The 17,792-nt window shown below is 73.6% G+C and carries 20 protein-coding genes and 1 tRNA gene; 9 read left to right on the forward strand and 12 right to left on the reverse strand.

Annotated elements, in window-relative coordinates:
- Positions 1-4: 4 nt before the first annotated feature.
- Together C1N80_RS12345 and C1N80_RS12350 are read left to right on the forward strand one after the other, a co-directional pair.
- Positions 5-511 (forward strand): DUF6314 family protein, encoded by a 507-nt coding sequence (locus C1N80_RS12345; RefSeq protein WP_137771037.1) that lies wholly within the window; start codon positions 5-7, stop codon positions 509-511.
- Positions 512-624: 113 nt separating this feature from the next.
- Complete coding sequence (locus C1N80_RS12350; protein ID WP_168198106.1) at positions 625-1,752, forward strand: Mur ligase family protein; 1,128 nt, start codon at positions 625-627, stop codon at positions 1,750-1,752.
- 58 nt (positions 1,753-1,810) lie between these two features.
- Here the strand turns inward: C1N80_RS12350 and C1N80_RS15910 are convergent, their stop codons facing one another.
- Complete coding sequence (locus tag C1N80_RS15910) at positions 1,811-1,942, reverse strand: hypothetical protein (RefSeq protein WP_255430878.1); 132 nt, start codon at positions 1,940-1,942, stop codon at positions 1,811-1,813.
- A gap of 199 nt (positions 1,943-2,141) precedes the next feature.
- Here C1N80_RS15910 and C1N80_RS12355 point away from each other — a divergent pair, with 199 nt between their 5' ends.
- The gene (locus C1N80_RS12355) at positions 2,142-2,711 is read left to right on the forward strand and encodes a DUF1541 domain-containing protein (protein ID WP_137771039.1); all 570 of its coding nucleotides are present in this window, start codon (positions 2,142-2,144) and stop codon (positions 2,709-2,711) included.
- 24 nt (positions 2,712-2,735) lie between these two features.
- Here C1N80_RS12355 and C1N80_RS12360 read toward each other — a convergent pair whose 3' ends face one another.
- The 8 genes from C1N80_RS12360 to C1N80_RS12395 form a co-directional block, all read right to left on the reverse strand.
- Positions 2,736-3,872, reverse strand: a complete 1,137-nt coding sequence (locus C1N80_RS12360; protein WP_240811119.1) for a cell wall metabolism sensor histidine kinase WalK — start codon at positions 3,870-3,872, stop codon at positions 2,736-2,738.
- A 4-nt stretch (positions 3,873-3,876) separates the two neighbouring features.
- Entirely contained in the window at positions 3,877-4,593 is a 717-nt protein-coding gene (locus tag C1N80_RS12365) for a response regulator transcription factor (RefSeq protein WP_137771040.1), read from the reverse strand.
- A 158-nt stretch (positions 4,594-4,751) separates the two neighbouring features.
- Positions 4,752-4,824, reverse strand: a tRNA-Ala gene (locus tag C1N80_RS12370).
- Between the two features lie 77 nt (positions 4,825-4,901).
- On the reverse strand, positions 4,902-5,819 hold the full coding sequence (locus C1N80_RS12375) for an inositol monophosphatase family protein (RefSeq protein ID WP_137771041.1): 918 nt from the start codon (positions 5,817-5,819) through the stop codon (positions 4,902-4,904).
- A 23-nt stretch (positions 5,820-5,842) separates the two neighbouring features.
- On the reverse strand, positions 5,843-7,168 hold the full coding sequence (locus C1N80_RS12380; protein WP_137771042.1) for a D-arabinono-1,4-lactone oxidase: 1,326 nt from the start codon (positions 7,166-7,168) through the stop codon (positions 5,843-5,845).
- 41 nt (positions 7,169-7,209) lie between these two features.
- On the reverse strand, positions 7,210-8,445 hold the full coding sequence (locus C1N80_RS12385) for an alanine racemase (protein ID WP_137771043.1): 1,236 nt from the start codon (positions 8,443-8,445) through the stop codon (positions 7,210-7,212).
- 26 nt (positions 8,446-8,471) lie between these two features.
- Positions 8,472-9,338, reverse strand: a complete 867-nt coding sequence (locus C1N80_RS12390) for a hypothetical protein (RefSeq protein WP_137771044.1) — start codon at positions 9,336-9,338, stop codon at positions 8,472-8,474.
- Positions 9,339-9,461: 123 nt separating this feature from the next.
- Complete coding sequence (locus C1N80_RS12395) at positions 9,462-10,109, reverse strand: GNAT family N-acetyltransferase (RefSeq protein ID WP_137771045.1); 648 nt, start codon at positions 10,107-10,109, stop codon at positions 9,462-9,464.
- Positions 10,110-10,147: 38 nt separating this feature from the next.
- Here C1N80_RS12395 and C1N80_RS12400 point away from each other — a divergent pair, with 38 nt between their 5' ends.
- The 5 genes from C1N80_RS12400 (at position 10,148) to C1N80_RS12420 (ending at position 13,477) form a co-directional block, all read left to right on the forward strand.
- Positions 10,148-10,849, forward strand: a complete 702-nt coding sequence (locus C1N80_RS12400) for a 5-formyltetrahydrofolate cyclo-ligase (RefSeq protein WP_137771046.1) — start codon at positions 10,148-10,150, stop codon at positions 10,847-10,849.
- Positions 10,850-10,917: 68 nt separating this feature from the next.
- Positions 10,918-11,247 carry an FmdB family zinc ribbon protein gene (locus C1N80_RS12405; protein ID WP_137771047.1) on the forward strand — a complete coding sequence of 110 codons (330 nt, stop codon included), beginning with the start codon at positions 10,918-10,920 and terminating at the stop codon, positions 11,245-11,247.
- Positions 11,248-11,375: 128 nt separating this feature from the next.
- The gene (locus C1N80_RS12410) at positions 11,376-12,023 is read left to right on the forward strand and encodes an SAF domain-containing protein (RefSeq protein ID WP_137771048.1); all 648 of its coding nucleotides are present in this window, start codon (positions 11,376-11,378) and stop codon (positions 12,021-12,023) included.
- A gap of 48 nt (positions 12,024-12,071) precedes the next feature.
- Complete coding sequence (mscL, locus tag C1N80_RS12415; RefSeq protein WP_137771049.1) at positions 12,072-12,473, forward strand: large conductance mechanosensitive channel protein MscL; 402 nt, start codon at positions 12,072-12,074, stop codon at positions 12,471-12,473.
- Positions 12,474-12,586: 113 nt separating this feature from the next.
- The gene (locus C1N80_RS12420) at positions 12,587-13,477 is read left to right on the forward strand and encodes an A/G-specific adenine glycosylase (RefSeq protein ID WP_240811120.1); all 891 of its coding nucleotides are present in this window, start codon (positions 12,587-12,589) and stop codon (positions 13,475-13,477) included.
- Positions 13,478-13,511: 34 nt separating this feature from the next.
- Here the strand turns inward: C1N80_RS12420 and C1N80_RS12425 are convergent, their stop codons facing one another.
- The 3 genes from C1N80_RS12425 to C1N80_RS12435 form a co-directional block, all read right to left on the reverse strand.
- Positions 13,512-14,009, reverse strand: a complete 498-nt coding sequence (locus C1N80_RS12425; protein WP_103384780.1) for an amino-acid N-acetyltransferase — start codon at positions 14,007-14,009, stop codon at positions 13,512-13,514.
- On the reverse strand, positions 14,006-14,818 hold the full coding sequence (locus C1N80_RS12430; protein WP_137771051.1) for a DedA family protein: 813 nt from the start codon (positions 14,816-14,818) through the stop codon (positions 14,006-14,008). Before C1N80_RS12430 ends, C1N80_RS12425 begins: the two co-directional genes overlap by 4 nt.
- Before the next feature lie 86 nt (positions 14,819-14,904).
- Positions 14,905-17,496 carry an ATP-dependent Clp protease ATP-binding subunit gene (locus tag C1N80_RS12435; protein ID WP_137771052.1) on the reverse strand — a complete coding sequence of 864 codons (2,592 nt, stop codon included), beginning with the start codon at positions 17,494-17,496 and terminating at the stop codon, positions 14,905-14,907.
- A gap of 60 nt (positions 17,497-17,556) precedes the next feature.
- Between C1N80_RS12435 and C1N80_RS15915 the strand changes: the two genes are divergently transcribed.
- Positions 17,557-17,682 (forward strand): hypothetical protein, encoded by a 126-nt coding sequence (locus C1N80_RS15915; protein WP_255430879.1) that lies wholly within the window; start codon positions 17,557-17,559, stop codon positions 17,680-17,682.
- Positions 17,683-17,792: the final 110 nt, after the last annotated feature.

Here is a 17,792-nt window from a genome sequence, read left to right on the forward strand (position 1 = left end):
GCGGATGCACGGGTCCGACCGCACCCCCGAGCCGACGCAGCTCCTCGGCGCCTGGGACCTGACCCGGCGCATCGAGGACCGGGCCGCCGGCGAGCGGATGAGCGTGCGGGGCACGGCGCTGCTGGAGCTGTGCGGACCCGGCGAGGTGCGCTGGTCGGAGAGCGGCGAGCTGCGGCGCGGGGACGGCCGCCGCAGCCCCGTCTCCCGCACCCTGCGGATCCTGCGCGGGGACGACGGCTGGACGGTGCATCTGCCGGACGGTTCGCCCTTCCACCGCTGGCAGGCGCGCTCGCCGCTCGTGCACCTGTGCGGCGAGGACGTCTACCGGGGCCGGCTCGAGCTGCCGGGCGAGGATCGCTGGACCCTCACCTGGCAGGTGACGGGGCCGCGCAAGGACCTGCTGCTCATGAGCGAGCTCGAGCGACCCGCGGGCCTGTACACCGCGATCCCGACGCACCGCCCCGGCGACGACGGGACCGCCCGGGGGCTCCCGCCCTCCGCGAGGCCGTGATGGGATGGGGCCGGGACGGCTTGCGTCGGCGCCCCGGCCCGTTCGACGACGGCAGGGGGCGGCACATGCTGCGAGGGGTGGAGATCATGCCAGGAGCACCGAGGATCAGCGCGGTGACCGGCACCAACGGAAAGACCAGCGTCGTGAGCGCGACGGTGCAGCTGATGCGCGCCGCGGGGTGGGCGGCGGCCGGCGTGGACTCGCTCGGCGTCGCCCACGTCGACGGCACGCGGGAGCCCACCCGCTTCCAGAAGTCGCCCGACCACCTGCCCGGGATCATCGCGGAGGAGTCCCGCGACGGGGCGGAGGCGGTGTCCCTCGAGGCATTCGTCGGGATCCTCAAGGACGGCCTGCTGGACCGCGTCACCGTGGACGTGGCCGTGAGCACCGGGATCGAGAGCGATCACCTCGACACCCTCGGCTCGCTCGAGGCGTACCGCGCCGCGAAGCTGCGCCTGTTCGCGGAGCACCTGCGCCCGGACGGTCTCGCCGTCGTCGCGACGGACAGCGCCCACGGGGACCTCGTCGCGGAGGCCGTCTCCGGCCGCGGGGCGCACCTGGTGACCGTGGGCTCGGGCGGCGACGTGGAGCTGCTCGACGCTGTCGAGGAGGAGGGCTCGCTGCGCGGCCGGCTGCGGATCGGGGATGGGATGTGGGAGGCCGTGCTGCCCACGGTGCACGCGGTCGCGGTGACGAACCTGCTGCTCGCGGCCACCGCCGTGATCGGCCTCGGCGGGGACCCGGGCGCGGTCGTGGAGGGCCTCGCCGGGGTGACGCCGCCGCCGGGGCGGCTCGAGGTGATCGGCGAGCGCGAGGGCGTGCGCACGATGGTCGACACCGCGCACAACCCCGGCGCGCTGCGGGCGGCCCTGCGCAGCGTGCGCGAGCGCACCGCCGGGCGCGTGCTGCTCGTGGTCGGCGCGGGCGGCGAGCGGGACCGCTCCAAGCGACCGGAGATGGGCGCGATCGCGGCGGAGCTCGCGGACCTCGTGGTGCTCACGGACGACAACCCGCGCCGCGAGCCGCCCGCGCGGATCCGCGCCGAGGTGCGCGCCGGCTGCCCGGAGTGCATCGAGGTGCCCTTCCGGGCCGATGCGATCCGAGCGGCGCTCGCGATGGCCCGCCCCGGGGACACTGTGCTCGTCGCCGGCAAGGGCGACGAGACCGAGCAGATCGTGGGCACGCGCCGGCTGCCGCACGACGACCGCGCGCTGCTGCGGGCCTGGGTCGACGGAGCCTGAACGACCCGCGGCGCCCGCCGGGAGGGCGGGCACCGCACGTCAGCGATGTCGAGCAGGGTCAGACGAGGCCGATGCCGCCGTCCGGGTCATGGCCATCGTCGGGGTCGTAACCCCCGCCCGGGTCATAGCCCCCGTCCGGGTCGTAACCCCCGCCCGGGTCGTACGGGGAGGTCAGATCGGCGTCGGTCATGGGGCCGCCTTGCTCTCGTCGGGGTGGCGCACCTGTGATCCAACGCTCTCCACGACCGACACGCCAGAGGATCCTCGAACTTTTCCGGACTCGTGCATTCCTCGTGGACAGGGTCTCCGGCACCGCTCTCGAGCCTTGACGGGACCTTGATCCGAGCGACTTAGGTTGAAGACGTACCGACCTCGAACAGGAGCCCCCCATGCGCACACGCCGCAGCTTCGGCCGTCTCACGGCCATCACCCTCGCCACCGCCGTCGCACTCTCCGGATGCTCGAACGGCTCCACCCACAGCGACCACGCGTCCAGCGAGGCGAGCGACGGAGCCCATGCAGGGATGGATCATCCGATGGACGGCGGGCCGGCACCCGCAGGGATCACCGCGGCGCAGGAGCCCACCTACCCGGTCGGCACGCAGGTGATGATCACCGCGGACCACATGGACGGGATGACGGGCGCCACAGCGACGATCTCCGGCGCCTTCGACACGACCGCCTACGCGGTCAGCTACACGCCCACCGACGGAGGCGAGCCCGTGACCGATCACCGCTGGGTGGTGCAGGAGGAGCTCCAGGACCCGGGGGCGGCCCCCGTGGCCGACGGCACCGATGTGGTCATCTCCGCCGACCACATGCCCGGCATGGAGGGAGCTCACGGAACGATCGACAGCTCCACCGACGAGACGGTGTACATGGTCGACTACGAGGCCGACGGCATGAGCATCACGCATCACAAATGGGTCGTCGAGAGCGAGGTCGCCCCTCTCGGCTAGCGAGGAGGGCAGCGGAGGTCCCTGTCAGCCCCGGGCGCTCCCGCGGGGGACCCTGATCGTGAGGACGGCGCCGCGTCCGGGCCCCTCGCTCGCGGCGTCGAGCGAACCACCATGGGCCTCGACGAGCGATCGGCTGATCGTCAGGCCGATCCCGGACCCCGACGACTCCTGGCTGCGCGAGTGGTCGGCGCGGTAGAACCGTTCGAAGAGGTGCGCACCATCCTCGGCGGTGAACCCTTCGCCGTCGTCGGACACGGTGATCACGACATGCTCCCCCTCGACGGAGCACGCGACGACCACGTGACCCCCGCGGGGCGTGTGTCGCAGGGCGTTGCCCAGCAGGTTCCCCAGGACCTGGGTGAGCCGCTGGGGATCGACCTCCACGTCGATCTCCTCCGCCGATGGTGCGAGCTCGAGATGGAGCGTCACGGCGGAGCTCGCGTACGCCTCCTGCCATTCCGCGATCGACAGCTCAAGGAGACCCGCCAGGGCGGTGGCCCTCCGGACGACAGGGAGCCGCCCTTCCTCGGCACGGGAGACCACGTCGACGTCTTCGGCCAGTCGCGAGAGACGACCGGTCTGGGCCTCGAGCACGGGCAGGGCATCCTCGAGCTCGATGATCCCGTCGGCGATCGCCTCGTGATGGGCCACGAGAGTGGCGATCGGCGTCCTGAGCTCATGGGCGAGGTCGGTGAGCAGTCGTCGACGGTTCCGCTCGACCGCATCGAGCCGTCCGGCCATGTCGTCCAGGGCCCCCGCCAACGCATCCAGCTCCGCGCCCGCGCCCAGCGCGGGGACCCGGGTTCCGTAGTGCCCGCGGGAGAGGAGCTCGGCCGCCCTCCCGAGCACGGCGAGCTTGTGCCGCAGGCGTCGCACCCAGCTCCAGGTGACGACCGTCGCCGCCAGGAGGGAGACGGCCCCACCGACGCCCAGCGACACGGCGAGCGCATCCCGGTAGGCCCGTTCGATGTGGACGAGGTCCTCCCCGTCCACCGGGAGATCGGTCTGGAGCAGGTGCCGGTGGAAGACCATGGGCCCGATCAGCGCGGTCAGCGCCACGATCGTAACCGCCCCGAGGAGCAGCACGACGAGCTGGCCGGCCATGAGCCGCGAGGACAGTCCTCGACCGGGTCGCGCGCCCTCCGCATCAGCTGCGCCCATCACCTCACCCCTTCCCCATCCGATAGCCGACCCCGCGGACGGTGGTGACGAAGCGAGGGGCGGCCGCCGACTCGTCGAGCTTCCGTCGCAGGTTCGCGATGTGCACGTCGACGAGGTGATCGTCCCCGAGCCAGGTGTCCCCCCAGACGGACTCCAGCAGCTGACGGCGGGTGAAGACCTGTGCCGGCCTCCGGGCCAGGGTCAGGAGGAGCCCTCGCTCCGTGGGGGTCAGCGCGAGCTCCCTCCCCTCCAGGCGCACCTGCTGAGCCGCCTCGTCGATCTCGAGCCCTCCCACCGCGAACGTGGGGGCCACAGGAGGTGCGGTCCCGTCGATGGCGCGGGGACGCCTCAGCACGGCATCGACCCGGGCGACGAGCTCACGGACGCTGAACGGCTTGACGAGGTAGTCATCGGCACCCTCGGCGAGGCCCGCCAGACGGTCCGGCTCCTGAGCCCTCGCGGTCGTGATCAGCACGTAGCAGTCGGAGAACGCCCTGATCCTGCGGATCACCTCCAGTCCGTCCAGACCCGGCAGCCCCAGGTCGAGGACGATCACGTCCGGGCCGAGATCCCGTGCGGCGAGCACGGCCGCGGGCCCGGTCCTCGCCTCCGCGGTCCGATGACCGGCTCGATGGAGGTAGGAGCGGACCACACCGGCCAGCGCCTCCTCGTCCTCGACGACGAGGATCATCGCTCCACCGGCGTTGGACGTGCTGCTCATGGGATCAGTCTGCGCCCCGGGACCCGGCGCCCGCGCCGAGGGCCTGCGGAATGAAGAAGATCTGGACGTGATCTTGAGGTGCGGACGAGCACGCGGAGTGGAGAACCGGACGACGAAGGGCCCCGGCGAACCGGGGCCCTTCGAATCATGAAATTTTGTGGAGCTAGGGGGATTCGAACCCCCGACCTTCTCATTGCGAACGAGACGCGCTACCAACTGCGCCATAGCCCCATGTCAACGAGCGACCTGGAAAGGTTAGCACTGCCGGGAGGGTGCTCGCACACCAGGTCAGCCGCCGTTGACGAGGATCACACGTGCGCGCCCGGAGCGCCGGCGGCCCGTGCCTCGCGCGCCGCCTGCAGCTCGTCCTGCAGGCGGTCGAAGACCTCGATCCGCTCCTGGCCGGTGCAGGCGACGTACGCGGGCTGGTGGTGCGCGGGGAGCCGGGCGTCGCCGAGCGCGGGCCAGGTGCGCAGGGACCCGCCGGCGCGCTCGAGGATGTGGAAGCCGGCGGCGACGTCCCAGGCGTTGATGGAGCCGAGGCCGGTGGCGTCCGCCCAGCCGGCCGCGACGTAGGCGAGCTCGATCGCGGCGGAGCCCAGGTGCCGCACGGCGGAGACGCCCACGTGCAGATCGGTCGCGGCGCGGGCGGCGACCTCCGGCTCCTCCGCGATGATGCGCTGGCTCGGGAAGCCGGTGACGAGCAGGGCGTCCGCCGCGGCGTGGGTGGCGCGCGGCGTGATCTCGCGGCCGTTGAGCGCGGCGGGGCCGTCGGCCGCGGTGAAGACCTGCTCGAGGATCGGCACGTCGATCACCCCGGCGACGAGGCGCTCCTGCTCCCCCGCGCCGACGGCGACGCCGATCGAGACACAGAACAGCGGCAGCCCCGCGGCGAAGTTGCTCGTGCCGTCGATCGGGTCGACGTAGAAGCTGACCTGCTCCGGGCCTGCCTGGGCGGCGGCGCGCTCGCCGCCCTCCTCCCCCACGATCCGGCAGCCCGGCAGCGCCGTGCGCAGGGAGGCGACGATGATCTCCTCGCTGCGCTTGTCGTGCTCGGTGACGATGTCGTGGCTGGACGTCTTGTACTCGCGGGCGAGGTGGTCGCGGTCCAGGGAGCGGATGTACTCGGCGGCCTCGTGGGCGGCGGCGACGGCGATCGCGAGCAGCTCCTGCGGAGCGGGCACGGCGGGGACGGTGGGCACGGGGGCGGAGGTCTCGGCGTTCATCACCGCCAGCCTACGAGTCCAGCTCAGGGAGGGGAACCGGCTCCCAGCAGGTGGCGCAGGTAGGGGGTGAGGAGCAGGCCCTGCGGGTCCGCCGCGGCGCGCACGGCGGTGAAGTCCGCGAGGCGCGGGTGGAGGGCGCGCAGCTCCCGCGCGCCGAGCCAGTGCATCTTGCCCCAGTGCGGCCGGGCGGCGAAGGGGGCGAGGGTGCGCTGGACGAGCAGGAGGTAGGGGCCGGGGTCCTCGCGGTGGTAGCGGTGCGCGGCGAGGTAGACGGTGTCGCGGCCGTGGGCGGTGGAGAGCCAGACGTCGTCCGCGGCGGCGCGGCGGATCTCGAGCGGGAAGGTGACCCGCACGCGCTCCTCCTCGAAGCGGCGGCGCAGTGCCGCGAAGGCCTCCTCGAAGCGCTCCGCGGGGATCGCCCACTCCGACTCGTGGAAGCGCACGCGGCGCGGGGCGGCGTAGACGGCGGCGGAGTCGTCCGTCATCGGGGATCCGGCGAAGACCCGGGAGGCGATCTCGCCGACGGGCCGGCTGAGCGCCGGGACCGTGCTCGCCGCGCGGCACAGCAGCTCCCAGGCGCCGTTGCCGAGCACCTCCCGCTGCAGGAGGTCCGCGGCACGGCCGGGGCGGTGCACGGGGGCGTCGGCGGGCAGGCGCGTGCTGCTGCGCACGGTCGCGCGGTCGGTGCGCGGGAACCAGAAGAACTCGTGGTGGTCGACGGCGGAGGACTGCTCGAGGAACCCGCCGACGGTCTCAGCGAGCGGGCGCGTCGCCTCGGTGAGCGCGAGCCGGTAGCGGGGCACGCACTGCAGCGTCACCTCGAGCACCACCCCGATCGCGCCGAGGCCAAGGCGGGCGGCGTGGAACATGTCCGGGTCCCGCTGCGGGGAGGTCTCGACGACGGAGCCGTCGGCGAGGGCGAGGCGGAGCGCGCGCACGGTGCCGGAGAAGCCGGTGAAGGCTGCGCCGGTGCCGTGGGTGCCGGTCTGGATCGCGCCGGCGATCGACTGCCGGTCGATGTCGCCCATGATCTCGAGGGCGAGGCCGTGGGGTGCGAGGAGGCCGGCCACCTCCCACAGCCGGGTGCCGCCGCGCAGGGTCACGAGGCCTGTCGTGGGATCCGCGGCGACGAGGCCCCGGTGCCGGTCCAGGGAGACGAGCACGCCGTCGGTCGCGGCGAGCGGCGTGAAGGAGTGCCCGCCGCCCACGACCCGCAGCGCGGTGCCGAGCGTGCGGGCGAGGGCGATCGCGTCGAGGACCTCCTCCTCGCTCCCGGGCGTGAGCACCTGCTGTGGGGTCCAGCTGTGGGCGCCGCTCCAGGTGCCGTTCGGGACGGGCGGCATGCGCATGCGGGGCTCCTTCGCTCCGGGACGGTCGGGAGGTCAGCGGCTCACAGGAACGCGGCGCCCTCGCCGCGGTAGGTGGGCACCCAGCCCTCGACGCGGATCGGCTCCGCGTCGGTGCCCGCCCCCGCCACGAGCACGTAGCCGCTGATGTGCTCGGCGGGCTCGCCGGCCTTCGCATGGCGCAGCCACACGGTGTCCCCCACCCGGAGCCGCTCGGCGGCGGTTCCGAGGACGGGCGTCTGCACCTCTCCGGCGGCCTCCCGCGGGGCGAAGCGCAGGCCCGCAGGGTGCGCGATCGTGGGGAGGCGGTCCGCGCCGGGCGGCCCGCTCGCCACCCACCCGCCGCCCAGCAGCGTCGCGACCTCCCTCGCGGGGCGACGAACCACGGACAGCCCGATATGGAGGGCGGGGCGCGGGGCGAAGTCGCGGTAGCCGTCGAACAGGCCGGGGCCGATGAGACCGGACCCGGCGGCGACCTCGGTGACCGCGGGCTCCGCAGCGGTGGACTCGAGCGAGCCGGTGCCGCCGCCGTTGACGAGCTCGAGATCGGCCACCTCCCGCACCGCCGCGACCGCCTCGGCCCGCCGACGGGCGACATCGGGCCTCGACAGCCGCTTCATCGTGCGGACGGCGGCTCCGTAGGGGCCGCGGGCCGTGTCGGTGACCCCGGCGATCTGCCCCTCGTAGGCCATCATGCCCACGAGCCGAAGCGCGGGCCGGGCGGCGATCTCCCGGGCGAGGGCCGCGGCCTGTGCGGCGGTGCGCACCGGGGAGCGGTGGGCGCCGAAGCGCAGCCCGGGCGCGGGCGCGTAGGAGACGTCGAGCTCGATCGCGACGCGCAGCTGTGGCCGGTCCCGCCCGGGGCGGAGGTCCCGCGTCGCGGCGACGAGCAGGTCCAGCTGGGCTGTCTCGTCGACCATGAGGGTCACGGCCTCGAGGGCGCCGGGCTGGGCGCACAGGCGCCGGATCCCGCCGATCTCCGCCGTCGGGTACGCGAGCAGCACGTCGTCGACCCCGCGCTGCACGAGCCAGAGCGCCTCGGGCAGGGTGAAGGCGAGCACGCCGCGGGTCGCCGGATGGGCGAGGGCCCGCTCGAGCAGGCCGCGCACGCGCAGGGACTTCGAGGCGACGCGGATCGGGGTGCCGCCCGCACGGCGGGCGAGGTCCTCGATGTTCGCGTCGAAGGCGTCGAGGTCGAGGACGGCGATCGGCCGCTCGCGGTACCCCTCCTCGTCGAGGGCGCGGGCGATCGCGGCGATCCGCGAGCCGGCGGCGGTCATCGGGTGACCCGGGCGGTGGGGCGGGCTCAGGCCCGACGGCGGGCGAGGACCTCGTCCAGGCCCAGGTCCACCGCGGGGGCGGTGGTGACCTCGTCCGCCGCCTCGATCGCCTCGACGCCGTCGCGCTCGAGCGGCACGACCGAGGCTCGCAGGGACTCGCGGTGCGCGGCGTGGCGGCTCGCGAGGTCCTCGACCTCGCCGCGCAGGGCGTAGGTGGGGCGGGGCACGGGGCGCGGCGTCCACTCGCCGGGGGCGGAGACGTGCTCCTGGGCGCGCTCGGCGGTGTCCTCGAGGGGCGTGCGCGCGGGGAGCTCCGGGGCGGGGCGCGACGCGGCGGGCGCGGGCCGCGCCGCGCGGGCGGCGGCCTCGGCGCGATCGGACTCCTCGAGGCGGGCGAGAGCGGCGGCGCGGCGGGCGAGGGTGCGGCGCTCGAGCTCGGCACGACGCAGCCCCACGACGTACGCGGCGAGCACCAGGGCGGCGAGCAGCGGCAGCACCCAGTGGACCGCGCCGAGCACGGCACCCGCGGTGAGGCCCAGCACAGCGGCGGCCAGCCCCACGAGCGCGGCCTTCATGGCGCCGCGGCGGCGGGTGCCCTCGACGAGCGGGTCCACCCGCTCCCCCGGCGTCGCGTCGAAGCGGGGGCGGCTGGTGGGATCGGCGGGACGCAGCAGCAGACGGTCCTGGTTCATGGGGGGACTCACCTCACGGGACGTACGGCGGGAGTGGACGGCCGCGGAGAGGTCACGGGACTTCGCGTCGACGGGAGCGGACTCGGTCCGGCGGGCTCGGCCCATCACGTCGCGGCGACCGGCGGTGCGCGGCAGGGCGTACAGCACCCACAGCAGCAGCAGGAGGGCGAACAGGACGGCGCCGAGGTTGATGGACTCCACGAGGGCCAGCGTAATGACACTCGTGTGATTCAGCTGGTCACGCGCTGGGCGTGTCGGGCATCGAATCGACCGGACGGGACGTCGGCCGCCCGCTCCCTCGCCGCCGGCGCGCTGCGGGCGCGCTCAGGCGAGGCGCCGCACGTGCGGCGGGTGCTCGCGGTGCAGGCGCGCGAGGATGCCCTTCCCGCCGCGGGGATCGTGCTCCTCGCCGATCTCCCCGGCCTCCTCCGCGGTCATCGCGAAGACGAGGTGGTCCCGCCAGGCGCCGTCGACGTGGATCGCGCCGCGCCGCAGCCCCTCCTCGCGCAGGTGGAGCTTCTCGACCACGCGCAGGCTGGCCGTGTTCTCCGGGCGCACGGTCATCTCGACCCGGTGCATGGCCATCTCGACGAACAGGTGGTCCATGAGCAGCGCGGCGGCGCGCGGCACATAGCCGCGGCCCGCGGCGCCCTGGTCGATCCAGTAGCCCAGCACGGCGGTGCGCAGCGCCCCGTACTGGAGCGGACCCGCGGTGATCTGCCCGAGCAGGCGACCGTCGACCGTGATGACGAGCGGCACGGCGAGCCCCTGCCGGGCCTGCGACTCGCTCCATCGGCGCAGCGCCGTGAAGCCCGGCGGGCGGCCGGGCCGGGTGGGGTCGGTCGCGTCCCAGGGACGGAGCCACTCGTGGTTGCGGGCGCGCAGGCCCTCGTGGACGAAGCGGTCCCGACGGCGCAGCGGACGCAGGACGAGCTCCTCGTCGCGCAGGGTCAGCGGCCACACGTGCACCATCGCGCCATCGTAGACGCGATCTGTGTCACCCTGGCGCGATGGTGGACGACAGGGGCACGGGCGAGCCCACGCACGGCGCGGAGGGCGGCGAGGACGCACCGCAGGAGGTCAAACGGCGACTGCGCCGTGCACTGCGCGGTGCACGCCGCGCACGCTATGCCGGGGAGGAGGGCGCCCGGCGGCGCGAGGAGGAGGCCTCACGGATCCTCGCGGGCGCCTCCGGCATCATCGCCGAGGTCACGGCGGTCGTCGCCCGAGCCGGCCGGGAGCCCGTCCTCGTCGCCTGCTTCCGCCCGCTCCCCACCGAGGCGGACGTCATGCCGCTCGCCCTCGCTCTCGCGGATGCCGGCGCCGGGATCCTCTTCCCCGTCGCGACCGGCGGGGAGGAGCTCGACTGGGTCCTCTGGGACGGGGACGAGACGGCCTTCACCCCCTCCCCCGCGGGGGGTTTCGGGGCGGAGCCCACCGGGGACCGTCTCGGCGCGGGGGCGCTCGCCGCGGCGCACCTCGTGCTGGCCCCGGCGCTCGCGGTGGACCGCTCGGGGACGCGGCTCGGGCACGGCGGCGGGTACTACGACCGGGCGCTCGCCCCGGCGGCGGGGGTCCGTGTAGTCGCCGTCGTGCATCCGGCCGAGGTCCTCGCCGCAGGCGCGCTGCCCCGGGAAGGCTTCGACCGGCCCGTCGCCGAGGTGCTCACGGCGGAGGGTCTCGAACGCGTGGGGGACGGCACAGGGGCGTGAGCACGTCGCGGTCGTAGAATCGACCCGGCCCCGAGGCCGGGGCCCCAGCTCATCCCGGAGGATCCCGCGTGCCCACCTATGTCTACGCCTGCAAGAACTGCGGTCACCGCTTCGAGAAGTACCAGTCCTTCTCCGAGGACTCCCTCGTGACGTGCCCCGAGTGCGCGCAGGACGCGCTGCGCAAGGTCTTCGACTCCGTGGGCGTGGTCTTCAAGGGCTCCGGCTTCTACTCGACCGATGCGAAGTCCGCGGGCGCCAGCACCGGTCCCGCGAGCTCCTCGGAGAGCGGCTCCACCTCGAGCACCCCGGCTCCGGCCACGCCCGCTCCCAGCACCTCCGCGCCGGCCGCCGCGAGCTCGAGCAGCTCCTCGTCCTCCTCGCAGGCCGCCTCCTCCTGATCCGAGCGAGCCCGGGCTCGGCCCACCGGCGCCGAGGGGCGTGAGGGTCTCTCCTCCCCACCACCGCCCCGTCCACAGCGGGCCGACGGGCGGCCATCGCGCGCCCCGCGCCGCCCTACGGTGCGGGCATGCTCCCGAGGATCCGTGCCCGTCTCCCGCTCTGGCGCCGTGCTCTGCGCCGCCGGCGCCGCCTGCTCCTGCTGCTGCTCGCCGCGGCGCTCACCGCGACCGCGCTGCCCGGCATCGCCGCGGCCGTGGTCCCGCCGGGCGCGCGCGGCACGGAGGTCGTGGTCGCGGCCCGGGATCTCGATCCGGCGCAGCCCCTGACCTCGGCGGATCTCACCACCGTGCGCGTCGCGGATCAGCTCGTGCCGCCGGGAGCCGTCTCCGACCCGGCCGCGTTGCTGGGCAGCCGCACCGCCCTCGCGATCCCCGCGGGCACGACGCTCCACCCTGCGCTCATGCGCGGGGGCGGGGACGCCGGCCCCGGGAGCGGCGAGGCGCTCATGGTCGTCGACGCGCCGGCCGCGCTGGCCGCGCATCTGGCGACCGGCACGACGCTCGAGATCCTCGCGCCGGATCCCGAGAGCGGGCTCGCCCGACGTGTCCCCGCGCGGGTGGTCGAGGTGACCGACGGGTCACCTGGAGGGGCGGCGATCGCGGGGGCCGCGGACGCCGGCACGGTCGAGCTGCTCGTGGCGGTGGGACGGGAGGAGTCCGACGACCTCGCCGCCGCGCAGCGTGGCGGATGGTTGACGGTCTCGGTCGTCGGCTAGAGTCCCCACCGATATTCCCGTCCCCTCCCCCAGCAAAGGATGAGACCCATGAAGGGCTTCAAGGACTTCGTGATGCAGGGCAACGTCATCGATCTCGCCGTCGGCGTGGTCATCGGCGGCGCCTTCACCGCGCTCGTGACCGGCTTCGTCACCTACATCATCAACCCGATCGTCGCGGCCGCCGGCGGCGCGGACAGCATCGGTCTGGGCTTCATGGTCCGCCCGGGCAACGAGGCCACGTTCGTCAACGTCGGCGCGCTGATCTCCGCGATCATCACCTTCCTCATCACGGCCGCGGTCGTCTACTTCGTGTTCGTGATGCCGATGACCAAGGCGCGCGAGTTCGCGAACCGCAACAAGCCCGTCGAGGCCGAGGCGGCTCCCGAGGACATCGTCCTCCTCACCGAGATCCGTGACGCCCTGCGCACGAACTCGAACCCCCAGGCCTGATCGACGCGATCGGCCAGGTCCGCTCCGCGGACCGACCCCCACGGCGGGGCGGGACCTCACGGTCCCGCCCCGCCGTCGTGCGTGCGGGGGCCGCAGCGGTGTACGGTCCCGAGGTGCCCGAGACCCCCGCCCCGCTCACGACCGGTGCGGTCGACGCCGTCCTCGCCTGGTACGAGCAGTCCGCACGAGAGCTCCCGTGGCGTCTCCCGGAGGCCGGCGCCTGGGGCATCCTCGTCTCCGAGATCATGCTCCAGCAGACCCCGGTCGTGCGGGTCCTCCCCCGCTGGATCGACTGGATGACGCGCTGGCCCACCCCGGCGGACCTCGCCGCCGCGCCGACCGCCGACGTGCTGCGCGCGTGGGACCGGCTCGGCTATCCCCGCCGCGCGCTGCGCCTCCAGGACTGCGCCCGTGCGATCGTCCGCGAGCACGACGGCGTGGTGCCCCGCGGGGAGGACGCCCTGCGCGCCCTGCCCGGGATCGGCGAGTACACCGCGGCGGCCGTCACCGCCTTCGCCCATCACGATCGTGCCGTCGTCGCGGACACCAACGTGCGCCGGGTGATCGCCCGCGCCGTGCAGGGCGACCCGCTCCCTGCACGCTCCTACACCGCCGCCGAGCGTGCCCGGATCACCGCCTCGGTCCCCGAGGACGTCCCCCGCTCCGTGCGCTGGAACCAGGCCGTCATGGAGCTCGGGGCGCTCGTGTGCACCGCCCGCTCACCGCGCTGCGAGCAGTGCCCGCTCGCCGCGCATTCCTGCGCCTGGGTCGCCGCGGGGAAGCCCGAGCCCGAGCCCGGGGCCCGCCGCACCCAGTCCTTCGCCGGCACCGACCGCGAGATGCGCGGCCTGATCATGGCGCAGCTGCGGGAGCACGGCGTCGTCGCCGTCCCGGCGCTCGACGCGCTCGATCCCGCCGACCCTGCCCGCGTCGCACGCTGCCTGGCCTCCCTGCTCGCCGACGGCCTCGCGGTGCGCGAAGACGAGCAGGTCCGGCTGCCCTGAGCGCCTGACCCTGCGCGGGGACGTGCACCGCGCCTCAGAGGTGGACGATCATCCGGGTGTTGCCGAGGGTGTTGGGCTTGACGCGGGCGAGGTCGAGGAACTCGGCGATGCCCTCGTCCGGGGAGCGCAGCAGCTGGCTGTACAGCTCGGGGTCCACGACCTCCTCCATCTCCTCGAAGCCGTGGCGGGAGAAGAACTCCGTCTCGAAGGTCAGGCAGAACACGCGGGACAAGCCCAGGTCCCGGGCGCGCTGCAGCAGCGCCTCGAGCATCCGGTGGCCCGTGCCGGTGCCGCGCAGGGCGTCGCTCACGGCGAGGGTGCGCACCTCGGCGAGGTCCTCCCACATGACGTGGAGCGCACCGCAGCCGACGACCGTCCCGTCCTCGTCGACGGCGACCAGGAACTCCTGGACCGCCTCGTAGAAGGAGACGAGATCCTTGCCCAGCAGGATCCCGCTGTGGGCGAGCGGCTCGACGAGCGCGTTGATGCCGCGGACGTCGGCCGGCAGGGCGAGGCGGATCGAGATGGTCACGGGCGGGTCTCCTCGGGGGACGAGGTCGGTTCGGCGCCGGGGGCGACGAGGTGGCCGGTGCGGTCGCCTTCGGACGCGGTATCGGCATCGGTGCCGGCTCCGGCGGTTCCCTCGGACGTGGAGCCGGCAGCGTCGGCCCCGGCGGCGCCCTCCTCGGCGGCGCGACGGTCGGCGCGCCGGTCGAGCACCCGGTGGACGGCGTTGATGACGCGCTCGACGACGAGCGCGAGGACCACCGCGGCGATGAGCGCGACGGTGATCGCGAGCAGGTGGTTGTCCTCGAACCAGGCGCCCGCGAGGGAGCCGATCGCGCACGAGTACACGGCCCACACGAAGGTCGAGAGCAGCGAGCGCGGCCAGAACTCGCGGTGCGGGTAGCGCACGGCCCCGGCCACGAGGTTCACGGCGGTGCGGCCGAAGGGGATGTAGCGCGCCGTCATGAGGAAGATCAGCGCGCGCCGCTGCAGGCCGCGATCGGCGGCCTCGACCGCCCGGCGGCCCTTGCCCTCGCGCAGGAAGCGGAAGCGCTGCCAGCCGATGGTCCGCCCCAGCAGGTAGCCGAGGTTGTCACCGGTCCAGGCGCCGAGCCAGGCGGCCAGGCCCACGAGGATGATCGACGGGCGGCCCGAGGAGGCCCACAGCGAGGAGAGCGTGACGATCGTCGACTCGCTGGGCACGGACGGGAAGAAGCCGTCGAACGCGGCGAAGAGGTACACCATCAGGTGCACCCACCAGGCGTCGGCGACGCCGAGGATCCACTCCTCGAGGATTCCCGAGAGGTGGAGCACCTGGTCCAGGAAGTGCTGCACGGGCTGCCGCTCGCTTCCCCGGGCGCGTGCCCGGATTGAGGACGGGCCGGCCCCCGCCCCGGAGGGTGGGGACCGGCCCGCGGCGATCAGGAGGCGTTGGCCTCTGCGCTGTCGGAGGACTCCGCGTCCGTGCGCCCGTCGGCGTCCGGATGCGCGACCTCGTCCGACCGCGCCTCGGTCATCCGCTCCACGTCGATGGTGTCGCTGATCGGCTCGAGGGAGCCGTCCTCACCGCGACGGGAGAAGGTGAGCTCCCCGAGGAGCCCCTCGCCCTGCGCGTCGACGACGATCTCGTCGCCCACCCGCACCTGGCCGAAGAGGATCTTCTCGGACAGCACGTCCTCGATGTCCCGCTGGATGGTGCGGCGCAGCGGCCGGGCGCCCAGCACCGGGTCGTAGCCCTTCTCCGCGAGGAGGGCCTTCGCCGGCGCGGTGAGCGCGAGGCTCATCTCCTTCTCCTCGAGGCGGGTCTCGAGCTTCGCGACCATGAGGTCCACGATCTCGACGATCTCCGACTGCGAGAGCTGCGGGAACACGACCACGTCGTCGACACGGTTGAGGAACTCGGGCTTGAAGTGCTGCTTGAGCTCCTCGTGGACCTTCGACTTCATCCGCTCGTAGTCCGTGGACAGGTCGCCGCCGGCCTGGAAGCCCATCGACACGCCCTTGGCGATGTCGCGGGTGCCCAGGTTGGTGGTCATGATGATGACGGTGTTCTTGAAGTCGACCACCCGGCCCTGCGAGTCGGTGAGGCGGCCGTCCTCGAGGATCTGCAGGAGCGAGTTGAAGATGTCCACGTGGGCCTTCTCCACCTCGTCGAACAGCACCACGCTGAACGGCTTGCGGCGCACCTTCTCGGTGAGCTGGCCGCCCTCGTCGTAGCCGACGTACCCGGGGGGCGAGCCGAACAGGCGCGAGGCCGTGTGCTTCTCGCCGAACTCGGACATGTCCAGCTGGATGAGGGAGTCCTCGTCGCCGAAGAGGAACTCGGCGAGGGCCTTGGCCAGCTCCGTCTTGCCGACGCCCGTGGGGCCGGCGAAGATGAACGAGCCGCCGGGGCGCTTGGGATCCTTCAGACCCGCACGCGTGCGGCGGATCGCCTGGGACAGCGCCTTGATGGCCTCGTCCTGACCGATGACGCGCTTGTGCAGCTCGTCCTCCATGTGGAGCAGCCGCGAGGACTCCTCCTCGGTGAGCTTGACGATCGGGATGCCGGTCGAGGCCGCGAGGACCTCGGCGATGACCTCCTCGGAGACGGTCGTGACGGCGTCGGACTCGCCGTGACGCCAGGCCTTCTCCTTCTCGTCGCGCTCGGTCTTGAGCTTCTGCTCCTCGTCGCGGAGGCTCGCGGCGAGCTCGAAGTCCTGCCCGTCGATCGCCTCCTCCTTCTTCTTCCGCGTCTCCTCGATGCGGGTGTCGAAGGCCTTGAGCTCCGGCGGGGCGGTGAGACGGCGGATGCGCAGGCGCGCGCCTGCCTCGTCGATCAGGTCGATCGCCTTGTCCGGGAGGAAGCGGTCGTTGACGTAGCGGTCCGCGAGGTTCGCGGCGGCGACGAGGGCGCTGTCGGTGATGGTCACCTTGTGGTGCGCCTCGTAGCGGTCCCGCAGGCCCTTGAGGATCTCGATGGTGTGGACGATCGAGGGCTCGTCGACGGTGATCGGCTGGAAGCGGCGCTCGAGGGCCGCGTCCTTCTCGATGTGCTTGCGGTACTCCTCGAGCGTGGTCGCACCGATGGTCTGCAGCTCGCCGCGGGCGAGCATCGGCTTGAGGATGCTGGCCGCGTCGATCGCGCCCTCGGCGGCACCGGCACCGACGAGGGTGTGGATCTCGTCGATGAACAGGATGATGTCGCCGCGCGTGCGGATCTCCTTGAGCACCTTCTTCAGACGCTCCTCGAAGTCGCCGCGGTAGCGGGAGCCCGCCACGAGGGAGCCGAGGTCGAGCGTGTAGAGCTGCTTGTCCTTGAGCGTCTCGGGGACGTCCCCGGCGACGATCGACTGGGCGAGGCCCTCGACGACGGCGCTCTTGCCGACGCCCGGCTCACCGATCAGCACCGGGTTGTTCTTGGTGCGACGGCTGAGCACCTGCATGACGCGCTCGGCCTCGTGCTCGCGCCCGATCACCGGGTCGAGGTTGCCCTCGCGCGCGGCCTGGGTGAGGTTGCGGCCGAACTGGTCCAGCACGAGCGAACCGGCGGGCTGACCCTCGGCGGGGCCACCGGCGGCGGCCGGCTCCTTGCCCTGGTAGCCGGAGAGGCGCTCGATGACCTCCTGGCGCACGGCGGCGGGCTCGGCCTTCAGGCGGGAGAGGACCTTGACGGCCGTTCCCTCACCCTCGCGCAGCAGACCCAGCAGGATGTGCTCGGTGCCGATGTAGTTGTGGCCCAGCTGCAGCGCCTCGCGCAGGGACAGCTCGAGCACCTTCTTCGCCCGGGGCGTGAAGGGGATGTGCCCGCTCGGCGTCTGGTTGCCCTCACCGATGATGTCGCGCACCTGCTCGCGGACGGCGTCGAGCGTGACGCCGAGGGCCTCGAGGGCCTTCGCGCCCACGCCCTCGTTCTCGTGGATCAGGCCGAGCAGGATGTGCTCGGTGCCGATGTAGTTGTGGTTGAGCAGGCGAGCCTCGTCCTGTGCCAGGACGACGACGCGGCGGGCCCGGTCGGTGAACCGTTCGAACATGGTCCTCCCCCATTCGTGGTGGTGATGGATCGAGACTACGCGCGAATCCCGGAGGGGCCAGTGCTGTTCGCCGCGGGCGTGACGACGCCGTCCCCCGGTGCGCTCGCCGAGCTCGGCGCCCGCGACCGCACCCAGGCCGTCGTCACCGCCGACCGCAGCGGGCTCGTGGACCCCGGGCCGGGGTGAGAGCGCGGAGCATGCACAGGCCAGGGGGGATACGCTGGGACGCGGCCGCCCGGCAGGCGCGCCCGCACCCCCGCGGCGATGCGGGGGCCGTGCGTCGCCGGGAGCACACG

The sequence above is a fragment of the Brachybacterium sp. SGAir0954 genome (assembly GCF_005490785.1).
Classification (GTDB): Bacteria; Actinomycetota; Actinomycetes; order Actinomycetales; family Dermabacteraceae; genus Brachybacterium; species Brachybacterium rhamnosum.

Bases quoted from the DNA above. Each gene is read 5' to 3' on its own strand.
- C1N80_RS12345 (WP_137771037.1), top strand. From the start codon at position 5: ATGCACGGGTCCGACCGCACCCCCGAGCCGACGCAGCTCCTCGGCGCC.
- C1N80_RS12375 (WP_137771041.1), bottom strand. From the start codon at position 5,819: ATGAACGCCGAGACCTCCGCCCCCGTGCCCACCGTCCCCGCCGTGCCC.
- C1N80_RS12400 (WP_137771046.1), top strand. From the start codon at position 10,148: ATGGTGGACGACAGGGGCACGGGCGAGCCCACGCACGGCGCGGAGGGC.
- mscL (WP_137771049.1), top strand. From the start codon at position 12,072: ATGAAGGGCTTCAAGGACTTCGTGATGCAGGGCAACGTCATCGATCTC.
- C1N80_RS12380 (WP_137771042.1), bottom strand. From the start codon at position 7,168: ATGCGCATGCCGCCCGTCCCGAACGGCACCTGGAGCGGCGCCCACAGC.
- C1N80_RS12385 (WP_137771043.1), bottom strand. From the start codon at position 8,445: ATGACCGCCGCCGGCTCGCGGATCGCCGCGATCGCCCGCGCCCTCGAC.
- C1N80_RS15910 (WP_255430878.1), bottom strand. From the start codon at position 1,942: ATGACCGACGCCGATCTGACCTCCCCGTACGACCCGGGCGGGGGTTAC.
- C1N80_RS12435 (WP_137771052.1), bottom strand. From the start codon at position 17,496: ATGTTCGAACGGTTCACCGACCGGGCCCGCCGCGTCGTCGTCCTGGCA.
- C1N80_RS12395 (WP_137771045.1), bottom strand. From the start codon at position 10,109: ATGGTGCACGTGTGGCCGCTGACCCTGCGCGACGAGGAGCTCGTCCTG.
- C1N80_RS12360 (WP_240811119.1), bottom strand. From the start codon at position 3,872: ATGGGCGCAGCTGATGCGGAGGGCGCGCGACCCGGTCGAGGACTGTCC.
- C1N80_RS12355 (WP_137771039.1), top strand. From the start codon at position 2,142: ATGCGCACACGCCGCAGCTTCGGCCGTCTCACGGCCATCACCCTCGCC.
- C1N80_RS12410 (WP_137771048.1), top strand. From the start codon at position 11,376: ATGCTCCCGAGGATCCGTGCCCGTCTCCCGCTCTGGCGCCGTGCTCTG.
- C1N80_RS12365 (WP_137771040.1), bottom strand. From the start codon at position 4,593: ATGAGCAGCACGTCCAACGCCGGTGGAGCGATGATCCTCGTCGTCGAG.